12 protein-coding genes and 1 pseudogene are annotated in these 13,067 nt (G+C 70.4%); 8 read left to right on the plus strand and 5 right to left on the minus strand.

The features are described from left to right. Position 1: 1 nt before the first annotated feature. The gene (locus tag FHP08_RS15920) at positions 2-2,191 is read right to left on the minus strand and encodes a thiamine pyrophosphate-dependent enzyme (RefSeq protein ID WP_147705480.1); all 2,190 of its coding nucleotides are present in this window, start codon (positions 2,189-2,191) and stop codon (positions 2-4) included. Positions 2,192-2,214: 23 nt separating this feature from the next. Next, positions 2,215-2,487 carry a hypothetical protein gene (locus FHP08_RS15925; protein ID WP_147705481.1) on the minus strand — a complete coding sequence of 91 codons (273 nt, stop codon included), beginning with the start codon at positions 2,485-2,487 and terminating at the stop codon, positions 2,215-2,217. Positions 2,488-2,561: 74 nt separating this feature from the next. On the opposite strand from FHP08_RS15925, the gene FHP08_RS15930 reads away from it, so the two are divergent. Next, a complete protein-coding gene (locus tag FHP08_RS15930; protein WP_147705482.1) occupies positions 2,562-3,971 on the plus strand; it encodes a ferredoxin reductase family protein in 1,410 nt (469 codons plus the stop codon). On the opposite strand, the gene FHP08_RS15935 is transcribed toward FHP08_RS15930, so the two are convergent. Both FHP08_RS15935 and FHP08_RS15940 read right to left on the minus strand, forming a co-directional pair. Next, the gene (locus tag FHP08_RS15935) at positions 3,946-4,233 is read right to left on the minus strand and encodes a hypothetical protein (protein ID WP_147705483.1); all 288 of its coding nucleotides are present in this window, start codon (positions 4,231-4,233) and stop codon (positions 3,946-3,948) included. The genes FHP08_RS15930 and FHP08_RS15935 overlap by 26 nt on opposite strands. A 23-nt stretch (positions 4,234-4,256) precedes the next feature. After that, positions 4,257-6,062 (minus strand): IlvD/Edd family dehydratase, encoded by a 1,806-nt coding sequence (locus tag FHP08_RS15940; RefSeq protein WP_147705484.1) that lies wholly within the window; start codon positions 6,060-6,062, stop codon positions 4,257-4,259. A gap of 264 nt (positions 6,063-6,326) precedes the next feature. Here FHP08_RS15940 and FHP08_RS15945 point away from each other — a divergent pair, with 264 nt between their 5' ends. The 7 genes and pseudogenes from FHP08_RS15945 to FHP08_RS18795 form a co-directional block, all read left to right on the plus strand. Further along, positions 6,327-6,947 carry a hypothetical protein gene (locus FHP08_RS15945; protein WP_147705485.1) on the plus strand — a complete coding sequence of 207 codons (621 nt, stop codon included), beginning with the start codon at positions 6,327-6,329 and terminating at the stop codon, positions 6,945-6,947. Positions 6,948-6,994: 47 nt separating this feature from the next. Continuing rightward, the gene (locus FHP08_RS15950; RefSeq protein ID WP_147705486.1) at positions 6,995-7,237 is read left to right on the plus strand and encodes a hypothetical protein; all 243 of its coding nucleotides are present in this window, start codon (positions 6,995-6,997) and stop codon (positions 7,235-7,237) included. Positions 7,238-7,248: 11 nt separating this feature from the next. Then, positions 7,249-8,184: an HprK-related kinase A gene (locus FHP08_RS15955; RefSeq protein ID WP_147705487.1), complete on the plus strand. Its 936-nt coding sequence runs from the start codon at positions 7,249-7,251 to the stop codon at positions 8,182-8,184. A 4-nt stretch (positions 8,185-8,188) separates the two neighbouring features. Beyond that, on the plus strand, positions 8,189-9,325 hold the full coding sequence (locus FHP08_RS15960) for a nucleotidyltransferase domain-containing protein (protein WP_147705488.1): 1,137 nt from the start codon (positions 8,189-8,191) through the stop codon (positions 9,323-9,325). Between the two features lie 40 nt (positions 9,326-9,365). Beyond that, complete coding sequence (locus tag FHP08_RS15965; protein WP_147705489.1) at positions 9,366-9,812, plus strand: carboxymuconolactone decarboxylase family protein; 447 nt, start codon at positions 9,366-9,368, stop codon at positions 9,810-9,812. 46 nt (positions 9,813-9,858) lie between these two features. Next, positions 9,859-10,227, plus strand: a complete 369-nt coding sequence (locus FHP08_RS15970; protein WP_147705490.1) for a hypothetical protein — start codon at positions 9,859-9,861, stop codon at positions 10,225-10,227. Further along, positions 10,176-10,400, plus strand: a pseudogene (locus FHP08_RS18795) (YkvA family protein); the annotation flags it as partial. The gene FHP08_RS15970 and the pseudogene FHP08_RS18795, both read left to right, overlap by 52 nt. Positions 10,401-10,583: 183 nt before the next feature. Here FHP08_RS18795 and FHP08_RS15980 read toward each other — a convergent pair. Beyond that, entirely contained in the window at positions 10,584-13,061 is a 2,478-nt protein-coding gene (locus FHP08_RS15980; RefSeq protein ID WP_147705492.1) for a putative bifunctional diguanylate cyclase/phosphodiesterase, read from the minus strand. Positions 13,062-13,067: the final 6 nt, after the last annotated feature.

Consider the following 13,067-nt stretch of genomic DNA (forward strand, 5'->3'; position numbering starts at 1 on the left):
ATCAGCCTGCCTGTCCGGACGCGGCGCGCGACGCCGCCGGTCGCGCCGCCGGCTGGAACCACGCGATCACGCGCCTGCGCAGGCGGTCCATGAAGCGGTCCCAGCCGCTCGGGTTGCTGACGATCTCGGCGCGCCAGAAGGAGGGGCACAGCGTGGCCGCGTGGGCGACTTCGCCGCACAGCCCGCAGCCCACGCAGCCGTTGGTGACATGGGCCACCGGGTCCACCTTCAGCGGATCGGAAGAGGGTTTCACGGTGAGCGTGGGACAGCCCGAGAGCCGGATGCACGAGTGGTCGCCGGTGCAGGTGTCTTCGTCCACGCCGAAACGGGTTCGCACCACGCGCTTGCCTTCCTTCAGCATCTTCGCGCGCAGCGGCTTGATGCGGCGCTGGCGCTCGAGCTGGCACTCGCCCTCGGCGACCACGACCTTCAGCCCGTCGAAGTCGGAGGTGAGCGCCTCGCGCAGCGTGTCGCGCACCTCGGCCACCCTGTAGTTGTGCACCGTGCGCAGCCACTTCACGCCCATGCCCTTGAGCGTGTTCTCGATGGTCACCTCGGTGCCGGTGGCGCTCGCCCCCTCGGCGACCCGGCGCGACTCGGATGCGGGCGTGGAGATCACTTCCTGCGTGCCGGTGGCCGAGGTGTAGCCGTTCTTCATGATGACCAGCACCCCGTCGCCCTGGTTGAGCAGCGCCGAGGACACGCCGGAGAGCAGGCCGTTGTGCCAGAAGCCGCCGTCGCCCATGATCGCGAGCGGCCGGCGGGCGGAGAAGTTGCGCACGCCGGCGCTGCTGGCCAGGCTCATGCCGTAGCCGAGGATCGAGTTGCCGAAGGAGAAGGGCTCGAAGGTGGCGAAGGAGTGGCAGCCGATGTCCGACGAGATGTGCATCGGCCCGATCTCGCGCTGCACCAGCTTGAGCGCGGCGAAGACCGGCCGCTCGGGGCAGCCGGTGCAGAAGTTGGGCGGGCGGGCAGGTATCGGACCGCCGAAGGCAGCGCCGGCGCGACTGCGCAGGTCGTCGATCTCGCTTACCAGCTCCTGACCGGAAGTGAGGCGCACGTCGGGCGCGTGCAGCGCGAGGAACTTCAGCAGCCCTCGCAGGATCAGCTCGGCGGTGTATTCGCCGGCCATCGCCAGCATGTCCTTGCCATGCAGCTTCGTCTGAAGGTCGGCGCGGCGAAGGATCGTGCTGAGCTCCTGCTCGATGAAGTCGGGCTGGCCCTCTTCGAGCAGCAGCACGCCGCGCCGTCCGGCGCAGAAGGCGGTGAGCTGCTCGGGGACCAGCGGGTACACCACGTTCAGGTTCAGGATCGGGATCGGCGAGCGGCCCCACGCGTCGGCCAGGCCGAGCTGCTGCAGGGCGCGGATCAGGTTGTTGTAGAGCCCGCCCTGCACCACGATGCCGATGTCGCCGCGCTCGCCGGGGAAGAGCTCGTTCAGGCCCGCGTCGACCACGAACTTGCGCGCCGCCGGCATCCGCACCTCGTACTTGAGCTTCTCGTGGCCATAGGTGACCGGCGGGTGCGCGAGCTTGGCGTAGTCGAAGGGCGCCGGATCCTGCTGCAGGTCGCGCGTGGACACCTTGGGCCGGCGGTTGTCGCTGGCCACGAAGCTGCCGCGTACGTGGCAGGCGCGGATCCGCAGTTCCATCATCACCGGCGTGTTCGACCGCTCGGAGAGCTCGAAGGCCTGCTCGACGCAGCGGACGATGGCAGGCAGGTCGGGGCGCGGGTCCATCAGCCACATGCCGGACTTCATGGCGTAGGCATGCGTGCGCTCCTGGATCACGCTGGCGCCTTCGCCGTAGTCTTCGCCGACCACGATCAGCGCGCCGCCGGTCACGCCGGGCGAGGCCAGGTTGGACAGTGCGTCCGAGGCCACGTTGGTGCCCACGATGGACTTCCAGGTGACCGCGCCGCGCACCGGATACATGATCGAGGCGCCGAGCATCGCGGCAGCCGAGGCCTCGTTGGTGCAGGCCTCGACGTGCACGCCGAGAGCGTCCATTTCGTCGCGCGCCTGGACCATCACGTCGAGGAGGTGCGAGACCGGCGCTCCCTGGTAGCCGCCCACGTAGCTGACGCCGGACTGCAGCAGGGCCTTGGTGACCGCGAGGATGCCCTCGCCGTGGAAGACCTCGCCTTCGCCGAGGCCCAGCAGTCGGATTTCTTCCCGGAACGAACGTTCCACGGTCTCCTCCCCGGCGGGCCGCGTCAGACTTCGTCGGCCAGGCCCAGCACGGCGTCGTCGGGCCAGTCGTCGATGTCGCCGAAGATCGCGCCCAGCGCGGCGTCTTCGGCATCGTCCCAGGCCTTGGCCGCGTTGCGGTCGAAGGACTCGCGATTCGAGCGCTTCATCACGGCCGCATAGGCTTGGTCGACGGTGATGCCGCGCGACTCGATCAGGGCCTTGGCGGCTGCGCACCCTTTTTGGATTTCCTCGCGGGTGACGTCGTCGCCGACGTCGTGAAGCCACAACTCGCTCATCGAAGTTTCCTGTAAGTGTTCGGGCCGAGTTTAGCGCGATCCCGGCACCCTGGCCGCCCCATAGAATCGCAGGGATGAACACGGCCAGGGATTCGCGCGCGCCCGGAGATCGACGCATCGCCGGGGGCTCGTGCGCGCCCGGCGCCCCCGTGCTGCTGGCCGCTTACGCAGTCCTGGTGCTCGCGCCGGCGGCGGCGACCGTCGTGGACCGGGACATCTTCGGCGGCCTGGCCGGCTGGCTGGGCGGCGCGACCGGCGTCGCCGCGCTGGCGATGCTCCTGCTGCAATTCCTGTCGTCGGGGCGATTCGGCTGGCTCACCGACCGTCCGGGCATCGACCGGACGATGCGCTTTCACCAACTGGCCGGCCGGGCGCTCGCGCTGTTCGCCATGGCGCACGTAGCGCTGGCGGTCGCGAGCGCCGGTCCTGCCACGCTGGCGGGGTGGCTGGGCGCGGCGGCGATGGTGCTCTCGAGTTCGTTCTTCGCGACCGGCGTGGCGGCCTTCGTGCTGCTGCTGGCCCTGGTGGTGCTCGGCGTCCGTCGCAAGCGTCTGTCCTGGCGCTACGAGCGCTGGCGCGCGAGCCACCTGGGCGGCGCCGTGCTGGCGGCGGCTCTGGGACTGCACCATTCGCTGACGGTGGGCGTGACCAGCAGCCGGCCGCTGCTGGCGGCGTTCTGGACGATCCTGGGGGCCGCCGCTCTGGCGGCGGTGTCCTGGGTTCACCTGGTCAAGCCGCTGCGCATGAAGCGCCGGCCCCTGCGCGTGGCGCGCAATGCGCAGTTGGCGGAGGGCATCCGGGAGATCGTGCTCGAGCCCGCCGGCGGCGAGCGCGTCGACTGGCGGGCGGGTCAGTTTGCCTGGGTCCTGATCGGGCAGCCGCGCGTTCCGCTGCTCGACCACCCGTTCTCGATCGCGTCCTCGCCTCGGGCAGGTAGCGGGCTGCGATTCCTGATCAAGGCGCGCGGCGATTTCACGACGGCGCTGGCCGACGTGCGGGTCGGCGCGCCCGCCTGGATCGATGGCCCGTTCGGTCACTTCACGCTGCCGGGGCAGACGGCGGACGGCGCCGCGGCCGCGCGGTCCATTGCGCTTTTCGCGGGCGGGATCGGCATCGCGCCCATCCTCGGCTTGCTGGACGAGCTGGCCGCGCAGGGCGATCGGCCACCGGTGAGCCTGGTCTATGGGGTGGCCGATGCGGTCGAGCTGGTCGATGCGGACAGGCTGGCGGCCCTGCGCCAGCGTATCGACCTTCGCCTGCAGGTCTGCGTCGATGCAGGCGAACCGCCGCCGGGCCTCGCAGAGTTCACGCGGCGGGGGCGGCCCGACGGGGCGGCGATCGCGCAGGCGCTTCGCGGCGAGCCCGGCCAGGCGCGCTGCTACGTCTGCGGACCGCCGGCGATGATGCGCGCGGTGGCGCGGCAGCTTCGCGAGCTCGGGGTGCCCGCGGGCAACATCGTCAGCGAGCGCTTCGAGTACGACTGAGCAGCCACTCGGCAAGCGCCTTGCGGGTCGGCTCGTCGGGCGGGAAGTGTCCGGCCAGGAACTGCGCGAGCCAGGCTTCCCGGCCCTCGGGTGGACGTTTTTCGATCGATGTCGCGACCTTGTCCGCCGTATGGCATCGCGCACAGCGAGTGGCGAAGACTTTCTCGGCGTCGATCGCGTCTTGCGCCGCGGAGGCGGGGAGCGGCTGCACGGCGGCAGCCGCGCCGGCGGCGAACAAGGCGGCGAGGGCGGTGCGTTTCATGACAGCGCGTTTCATCGTGGCGCTCAACCGCCCGAGCGGGGCAGGCTGCCGCGGCGTTCGGCCGCGCGAAGGAAGTCGAAGTCCACGCCGGCGTCGGCCTGCAGGACCGACTCCAGGAAGAGCTTGCGGTAGCCGCGATCCGCTGAAGGCGGCGAGACCGGAAGCTCGGCCCGGCGGCGGGCGAGCTCCTCGTCGGAGACCCGCAGGCTCAGTTCGCGGTTCGCCACGCTGAGCCGGATGCGGTCGCCGCTGCGCACCAGGGCGAGCGGCCCGCCCGCGGCGGCCTCGGGCGTCACGTGCAGCACGATCGTGCCGGCCGCGGTGCCGCTCATCCGGCCGTCTGAGATGCGCACCATGTCCTTCACGCCCGCGCGGGCGAGCTTCTTCGGGATGGGCAGGTAGCCGGCCTCGGGCATGCCCGGCGCGCCGGCGGGGCCGATGTTCTTGAGCACCAGGAAATCGTCGGCGTTCACGTCGAGGTCGGGCGCGTCGATGCGGGCGGCCAGGTCCTCCATGTTCTCGAAGACCACGGCCCGGCCCTCGCGCTCCATCAGCCCCGGCGAGGCGGCCGACTGCTTGATGATGGCGCCCCCCGGCGCAAGGTTGCCCTCGAGCACCGCGATGCCGCCCTGCGGGTAGATGGGGTCCGACAGCGGGCGCACCACGTCCTGCGCGAAGCCCGGGCCGGCGCGATCGATCTCCTCGCCCAGCGTGCGGCCGGTGACGGTCGGCGCGTCGAGGTGCAGCAGCGGGCGCAGCTCGCGCAGCAGCGTGGCCATGCCGCCGGCCTTGTGGAAATCCTCCATGTAGTGCCGCCCCGAGGGCTTCAGGTCGACCAGCACCGGCGTCTCGCGGCTCATCCGGTCGAGCGCCTTCAGGTCCACGTCGAAACCCATCCGCCCGGCGATCGCGGTCAGGTGGACGATGCCGTTGGTGGAGCCGCCGATCGCCAGCAAGACCCTCATCGCGTTCTCGAAGGCCTCGGCGGTGAGGACCCGGTCGATGGTGAGCCGGCGGCGCGCGATCTGAACGGCCAGCGTGCCGGTGCGCTCGGCCACCCGGATCCGGTCGGCGGTCACCGCCGGCGCCGAGGCCCCGCCCGGCGCCATCATGCCCAGCGCCTCGGCGATGCAGGCCATCGTGCTCGCCGTTCCCATGACCGAGCAGGTGCCCACGCTGGCCACCAGCTGGTCGTTGACCTCCGCGATGTCCGCCTCGTCGATTTCCTCGGCGCGATAGCGGCCCCAGAACCGGCGGCAGTCGGTGCAGGCGCCGACCCGCTCGGCGCGGTGCGAGCCGGTCAGCATCGAGCCGGTGACCAGCTGGATCGCCGGAATGCCGGCCGACGCGGCGCCCATCAGCTGGGCAGGCACGGTCTTGTCGCAGCCGCCGATCAGCACGACCGCGTCCATCGGCTGCGCGCGGATCATCTCCTCGGTGTCCATCGACATGAGGTTGCGCAGGTACATGCTGGTGGGCGCCGAGAAGCTCTCGTGGACCGAGATGGTCGGGAAGTCCATCGGAAGCCCGCCCGAGAGCATGACGCCGCGCTTCACCGCCTCGATCAGCTGCGGCGCGTTGCCGTGGCAAGGGTTGTAGGCGCTGCCGGTGTTCACGATGCCGATCACCGGCCGCTCCAGCGCGGCGTCGGTGTAGCCCGCCCCCTTGATGAAGGCCTTGCGAAGGAAGAGCGAGAATCCGCTGTCGCCGTACTGGGTCAGGCCCTTCTTCAGGCCCTGCGGGCCGCTCGGGACGGACTCGCCCGGGTCGTCGCCAGGGGCGCTGCCAGGGGCGCTGCCAGGTTCGTTGCGCGATTCGTGGGATCCCATCGGTCTGCTCCGGGGGGCCAGCCGGCCTCCGCTGCGTGTAAGGTATCGGCAGGCCAGGCCCACCGAACGAGGCACAATTGTCGGCAGTTCTTACGACGTCGGGCTAGAATCGAGACATCGTTCACGTAAGCCTTTGATCGAACAGAGTATTGTATTCAGCAGGCAGGATTCTTGCATGGTGTTCTGTATTGCTTTGCACAGGTCGATCCGAGGCTCGAGGCGTTCGCCGCGGTTGCGATCGCCGGCTCCAGGAGGGCCAGGACCATGACGGCCAGAAACGACAACGACAAGACGATGCCCACGGGGGCGGACCGCCCGGCTGGCGACGCCACCGCCAAGGGCGTCGCGCCTGCCCGCCGCAGGCTGGTATTGCGCGGCGCCGCGGCAGCCGTGCCGACCATCCTCACCCTGCACAGCGGGTCCGCGGCGGCCGCGCGCTCGAGCTTCCTGATCAGCAAGGCCGACGGCACGCCGGTCAACGAGCAGGGCAAGCACATGTGCATGGACCTGAGCGGCAGCCAGGAGGTCGCGCCCAACGTCTACGACCTGGGCGACAACCCGGCGCCGCAGATCACCACGATCGACTCCCGCGCCGAGTACTACAAGGACGCCAACGGCAGCCAGCGGGCCTACGCCCAGGAGGTCTGCGAAACCGGCGACGTCTTCTACAAGAAGACCGCCGGCGATGCCGGGCAGGCCCTCGCCGAGGGCGCCAAACCGGGCACCTCGGGCATGGTGCGCCAGAGCAAGGCGGTTGAAAGCGACTGGATTCCAGCGAACTCCAACGAGGCCTTCCAGCAGGTCCAGGTGCAGGGCCGCGGCATGCTGGTCTCGGCCACTGCCCTGCGCTCCTTCGCCAATCACATCGTCGTCAGGGACATTTGACGCCTGCGACCTCGCCGGTTCCGGACCCAGTCCCGGACGGCGCCCCGGTGGACCAAGGACGCTGGATCGCATCGCCGGCTGCCGAGTTCGCCTGGGCGGACTGGAGCGACGGCCACGTCCTCTATCACCGGACCTCCGGCAAGACCCACTTCCTGAACGAGGCCGGCGCCACGTTGCTGCGTGAGATGCTGGCGAATCCCGGCGAGGCCTTCGAGGCCGATCCGGCGCTGAACGGACTGTTGCTGCGCTTCGAGACGCTGGGTCTGGTCCAGCGCGTGCGCGGGCGGTGAGTGCTGCGGCCATGCGGGTCGGCGACCTGTCGCCGCGCGAGTTCGAGCGCCTCCTGGCAGGCGGTGGCGCGGGCCTCCGCATCGGTCCGTTCGACGGGCTGTTCCGCGTGCAGGTGCCGGGCATCGCAGGGCCTCTCCAGACGCTGTATGCCGACCACCCCTTGCTGGATCGCGGGCGAGTCTTCAGCTTCCACCTGATGCTGCGCGAGGCGCCCCGGCTGCTGCCCTGGCGGGCGCGCAAGGTGCGCTTCACGGTCGACGGCCGGCAGCCGCACGACGACATGCCTTTCGAACACGCGCTGGCGGTGCTCGAGTGGGGCGTGAACCTGATCGTGGCGCTGCGTTTCCACCGCTATCTGATGCTGCACGCCGCGGTGCTCGCGCGCGGCGATCGCGCCCTGCTGATGCCGGCGGCGCCCGGTCACGGCAAGACAACGCTGTGCGCGGCGCTGGCAGTGCGCGGCTGGCGCCTGTTCTCGGACGAGTTCGGGCTGGTGCTGCCCGAGACTGGCCGCATCGTGCCGATGCCGCGTCCGATGCCGCTCAAGAACGCGTCGATCGAGGTGCTCGGCGCGTTCGCCCCCGAGGCAGTCTTCGGACCCACGATACCCGGCACGATCAAGGGCACGGTCAGGCACCTGAAGCCGCCGGCCGACAGCGTGGCGGCACAGGGGCAGGGCGCACGCCCGGCCTGGGTCGTGTTCCCTCGATGGGAAGCCGGGGCGCCGCTTGACCTGGCAGAGATCCCGAAGGCCGAGGCCTTCATGTTGATGGCCGCCAACGCGTTCAACTACGAGATGCTGGGCGAGCCGGCCTTCGACGCGCTGCGCGAGATCGTCGGGCAGGCACGCTGCTTCAGGCTGCGCTATTCGCGGCTCGAGGAGGCGATCGCCGCGCTCGGGAGGCTGGCGGACGAGGCCGAGGCGGCGGCCGGCGACGAGCGGTGATGCGATGAGCGCCGACCCGATGAGCGCCGACCGATCCGATGCCTCGCCCGACGGCGTGCGCCAGCGGGTCCTCGCGGCGCTGCGCGATCCCGTGTCGCTTGCCATGCTGTCGCCCCGTGACCTGGACTTGTCCATCCGGCTGCTGCGGCGCGCGCGCCTGCTCGGCCGCATCGCCTTCCGGCTGCGAGAACAGGGGCTGATGGACTCGCTGCCCCATCCGTTGCCCGATCACCTGCGCAGCGCGCTCGTCTCGGCCGAGGCCCGAGAAAGGGCCGCGCGCTGGGAGCTCGACCGGATCGCCTGGGCGATCGGCGACTCCCAGATCCTGCCGATCGCGCTGAAAGGCTGCGCCTACCTTCTGCTCGGCACGCCCAACGCGGCAGGCCGCAGCTTTGCCGACGTGGACCTGATGGTGGACCCGGCGCAACTCGGCCTGGTCGAGCGGCGGCTCGCCGAGCGCGGCTGGGCGGCCGGCAAGCTGAGCGCCTACGACGAGCACTATTACCGCCATTGGGCGCACGAGCTGCCGCCGATGATCCACGCCGAGCGCGAGGTCGAGGTGGATCTGCACCACGGCATCGTGATGCCCACCGGCCGGCTGCGGCCCGATCCGCGCCTGCTGCTCGAATCGGCCCGGCAGGTGCCGGACCAGCGCTATCGCGTGCTGGCGCCGATCGACATGGTGCTGCATTCGGCCACCCACCTCTTCTACGGCGGCGAGATGGAAGACGCGCTGCGCGAGCTGGTGGACATCGCCGACCTGCTGGGGCATCTCGGCGAGCACGAGTCGGGCTTCTGGCGAGACTTCTGGCCTCGGGCAGAGCGCCTGGGGCTCACGCGGCCGGCCTTCTACGCGCTGCGCTACGCGACGCGCTGGTTGGCAGCGCCGGTGCCGCAGGCGGTGCTGGCCGCCTCGCAGGCCGCGGCGCCGCCGGCGGTCGTGCTGGCATTGATGGACCGGCTGGTGCCGCTGGCCTTGTTCCCGGTGCATCCGGATGCGCCTGCGGGCAGCGCGGCCCTCGCGCGCTTCGCCTTGTTCGTGAGATCGCACTGGGTGCGCATGCCCCCGGCAATGCTCGCGAAGCACCTGGCCTTCAAGTTCTGGCTGCGCCATCTGAAGCGGGATCCGCTCGCACATTGAGCGATGCGTTACGCTCGGCTCCTTGACAGAGGAGAGAGCGGTGGCAGACGAGCGATTCGACAAGGGCCTGCAGATCCGGCGCGAGGTGCTGGGTCCCGAGCATGTGGACCGCCAGTTCGAGGCGGCCCGCAAGGACCCGTTCATGTGGCCCGCCCAGCAGCTGGTGACCGAGAACGCCTGGGGCACCGTCTGGGCCCGGCCCGAGCTGGCGCGCCGCGACCGCAGCCTGGTCACGCTGGCCATGCTGGCGGTGCTCAACCGTCCGCACGAACTGCGCGTGCACCTGCGCGGGGCGGTGCGCAACGGCCTGACGGCCGAGGAGATCCGCGAGGTCTTCCTGCACGGCAGCGTCTACGCGGGCTTTCCCGCGGCGCTCGATGGTTTGCGGGTGGTGGCGGAAGTGCTGCGCGAGATGGGGTTGATCGGTGAAGAAAAGGGAGGCCGCGATGAGTCCCCCAGGCACGACGAGACTGCGCCTCGAACCTGAGCGAACGACGCTGGCGATCGGCACGGCGCCCGAGGTCGTCATTGCGGTGGGCGCCGGCGACATCGCCGCGCGGATCTTCCGGCACGACCCGCCGACGTCGTTCGAATTGGAGCAGGCGATCGACGCCGTCGAGGACGCGTTGGCGGCAAGCGGTCTGGCTCACGCGGCGCGCGGCGAACTGCTGATCGACGCCGCCTTGTTGCTGGGAATCCTGGGCCTGCAGGCCGAAGGCGATCGGCTGGCACGAGACGACGTGGAGGCGGTCTTCGAGCGGCTGGCCTCGGCCTCGCTCGGTCGGACGGGCATGCTCGCAGGCGTTCCGGCAGGTCGGGACGCTGCCGCGGCCTTGCTGATTCTGCGTGAATGCATGCACCACCTGGGATTCGAAGGGGTGCGGCGCGTGCGGGGCGGGTGAAGCGCGACGGCGTCACCCTCTGGTTCGCCCTCGGGCATCCGGCCACGCCGTGGCCGGTGAAGGCGATCGCCGCGGTCGTCGTGGCCTACGCGTTGAGCCCGATCGACCTGATTCCCGACTTCGTCCCGGTGCTGGTTTATGTCGACGACGTCCTGCTCGTGTCCAGCGTCTGGGCCTTCCTCGCGTGGCCGTGCCGGCGCTGACGGACAGGCTGGTGCCCTCGGCCCCGTTCCCGATGCACCCGGATGCGCCCGCGCACGGGGCGGCCTTGGCGCGCTTCGCACTCTTCGCGCGTTCGCACTGAGCGATGCGTCCCGCTCCGCCGCCGTGCTTGGCTGAGCGGGGGCGAGTCCGGGTCAGCGTCCGGACATCCGAGCCCGACGCGCGGGGCGGCCGTGCCCACTGCGCCGCTCGATGGCCGGCGCATCGTGGACGGCTTCGGCGAGCGCCGCTGCCTCGAAAGGCGCAGTCGGGAGGGCTGGGGTGGCGCCCGCCGGCCCGCTGGTCATCGTGGCCTCGAATCGTTCCCGCGATACGCCCGGCGAGAACAGGAAGCCTTGCACCTTGTCGCAGCCCATCTGCTCGAGCAAGGTCAGTTGGTCCTCGGTCTCCACGCCTTCGGCGGTCACGCTCAACCCCAGGCTGTGACCGAGCTCGATCGTGGAGCGCACGATGGCGCTGTCGTGCGCGTTGCTCGTCATGCCCGCCACGAAGGACTTGTCGATCTTCAGCTCGGTGACCGACAGGCGCTTCAGGTAAGTCAACGACGAGAAGCCGCTGCCGTAGTCGTCCACTGCAACCTGCACGCCGAGCTTGCGCACCGCTTGCAGGGTGTCGGCGGCCCGGTCCGGGTCCTCGATCAGCGCGCTTTCGGTGACCTCCAGGCACAGCAGCCTGGGGGGCAGCGACTCGAGCGTCAGCAGGCTGGCGATCCGCTGCGGCAGTTGCTGATCGATGAGATCGCGAGCCGAGATGTTGATCGACAACTCGACCTCGCGACCCTGGCGGCGCCACACGGCCGCCTGCCGGATCGCCCGTTGCAGCAGCCACTGCGTCATCTCGCGGATGAACCCGGTCTTCTCGGCGAACGGGATGAAGTCGTCGGGCGTGACAAGGCCACGGGTCGGATGTTCCCAACGCATCAGCACCTCGGCCGCTACGACCGGAGCCTCGCGCAGCGAGATCTTCGGTTGATACAGCAACCGCAACTCGGGCCTGTCGAGCGCATTGCGAAGTTCGGACAGCAGTGACAGGTGATGCTCTCGGCTGGTGTCGAATCCCGGGTCGTAGACCGATGAAGGAACGCCCTGGCGCTTTGCCGCGTACATCGCCACGTCGGCGTGCCGCATCAGTTCGCTTGGCGTTCGTCCATGCTCCGGGAAGTGCGCGATGCCGATGCTCGCGCTCACGTCGACCGTCTGGCCGGCCAGGGTGATCGGCGACTCGAGGCCGCGCGAGATCCTCGCGACGATGTCGTCGGCCCGACCCTCGGCCGAACGGACGACAATCGCGAATTCGTCGCCCCCCAGTCGCGCGATCGTGGGTGCGCCCGGCAATGCGTCCCGAAGGCGGTCCGCGACTTGGGCGAGCACCTGGTCGCCGCACTCGTGCCCCAGCGTGTCGTTGACCCACTTGAAGCGGTCGAGATCCATCAGCAGCACCGCGAAGTGCGCATCGCCGGCGTCACGGCTCGCCGAGGCGTCGGCAACGGTTCGCTCGAGCGTGGCAGCGAAACACGCGCGATTGGCCAGGCCGGTCAGCGTGTCGGAGTAAGCGAGCCGGGACACCTCCTGCTCGCGCGCCGTCATGCCCTGTCGCATGTGCTCCAGGCTCGCGGCAAGTTCGCCGATCTCGTCGCGGCGCGACAGGGTGAAGCTGGCCTTCCCGTCGCCGCTCCGCACGCGATGGGCAGCGGCGGCGAGCTCGCGGATCGGGCGCGTGATCGACGCCGAGATCAGCGCGCTGCCGATCATGAAGACGAGCATGCCGCCGCCGGTCACCAGTGCGAAGGCGGTCTGCAGTGGCTCGACCGATCGCTCGAGTTCGCCGATCGGCTGGCGCAGCACGATCGCCGACTTCGAATCACCCGGTGGCAGCTCGATCTGCTGAAGGCCGTGCGTGCGCGGCCGGAGCAGCTGCAAGACGTCGCCGAGGCCCGGTGCCAAGGCCGCGGTGACGGCCTCGGTCACCGCTTCGAGGTCGTCGCCGCCAGTGGTCCAGGCAATGCGCCAGTCCTGGCGCTCCCGCGTGGCGACGCTCACCTCGATGCCGTGCGCCCAGCCCAGCGACGCGGCCAGGCGCTCGTCGAGCGCGAGGCCGACCGCAATCCGGTGGCCAGGGGAGTTCCCGGGCGCGCGGGCGACGGCAATCAGGTGCGGGACCCCCGCTGCATCCGCAAACGTGCCGACCACCGGCCGATCTCTCGCAGACAGGGCGAGCGATCCCGGGAAGGCCTTGTTCGCGATCGCTCCGCGGGTGACGGTGAGCGCTAGGTTGCCGTCGGCGGATACGAACCCGACGAGATCGGCGTGGGCACGCGCGCCCTCGGTCTGGAGCAAGGCCTGGACCCGTCGCGCATTTCCGGTGCGCGCGGCCTCGCGCAGCGCCGGACTGGCAGCCAGCGCGCCCGCTGCCCGCACGAGCGAAGCCTGTCGGGCGCTCAGCGCCGCTTCCACGCTGTCGCGCACCGTTTCCAGTTGGCGGTCCGTTCGCTCGAACCCCGCCTGCGAACCGAGGTGCCGAATCACCATGAACGCGCCGACCTGCACCACGACCAGCAGTGCGAGCAGGCACAGGGTGATTCGCAGGCGGATGCCGCGCGGCAGCAGTCTCATCGCGCT

The organism is Zeimonas arvi, assembly GCF_008039575.1.
Taxonomy (GTDB): Bacteria; Pseudomonadota; Gammaproteobacteria; order Burkholderiales; family Burkholderiaceae_E; genus Zeimonas; species Zeimonas arvi.

What these genes read in the sequence shown, in the direction of transcription:
- FHP08_RS15925 (WP_147705481.1), bottom strand. Translation starts at nt 2,487, where the DNA reads ATGAGCGAGTTGTGGCTTCACGACGTCGGCGACGACGTCACCCGCGAG.
- FHP08_RS15930 (WP_147705482.1), top strand. Translation starts at nt 2,562, where the DNA reads ATGAACACGGCCAGGGATTCGCGCGCGCCCGGAGATCGACGCATCGCC.
- FHP08_RS15935 (WP_147705483.1), bottom strand. Translation starts at nt 4,233, where the DNA reads ATGAAACGCACCGCCCTCGCCGCCTTGTTCGCCGCCGGCGCGGCTGCC.
- FHP08_RS15940 (WP_147705484.1), bottom strand. Translation starts at nt 6,062, where the DNA reads ATGGGATCCCACGAATCGCGCAACGAACCTGGCAGCGCCCCTGGCAGC.
- FHP08_RS15945 (WP_147705485.1), top strand. Translation starts at nt 6,327, where the DNA reads ATGACGGCCAGAAACGACAACGACAAGACGATGCCCACGGGGGCGGAC.
- FHP08_RS15955 (WP_147705487.1), top strand. Translation starts at nt 7,249, where the DNA reads ATGCGGGTCGGCGACCTGTCGCCGCGCGAGTTCGAGCGCCTCCTGGCA.
- FHP08_RS15960 (WP_147705488.1), top strand. Translation starts at nt 8,189, where the DNA reads ATGAGCGCCGACCCGATGAGCGCCGACCGATCCGATGCCTCGCCCGAC.
- FHP08_RS15980 (WP_147705492.1), bottom strand. Translation starts at nt 13,061, where the DNA reads ATGAGACTGCTGCCGCGCGGCATCCGCCTGCGAATCACCCTGTGCCTG.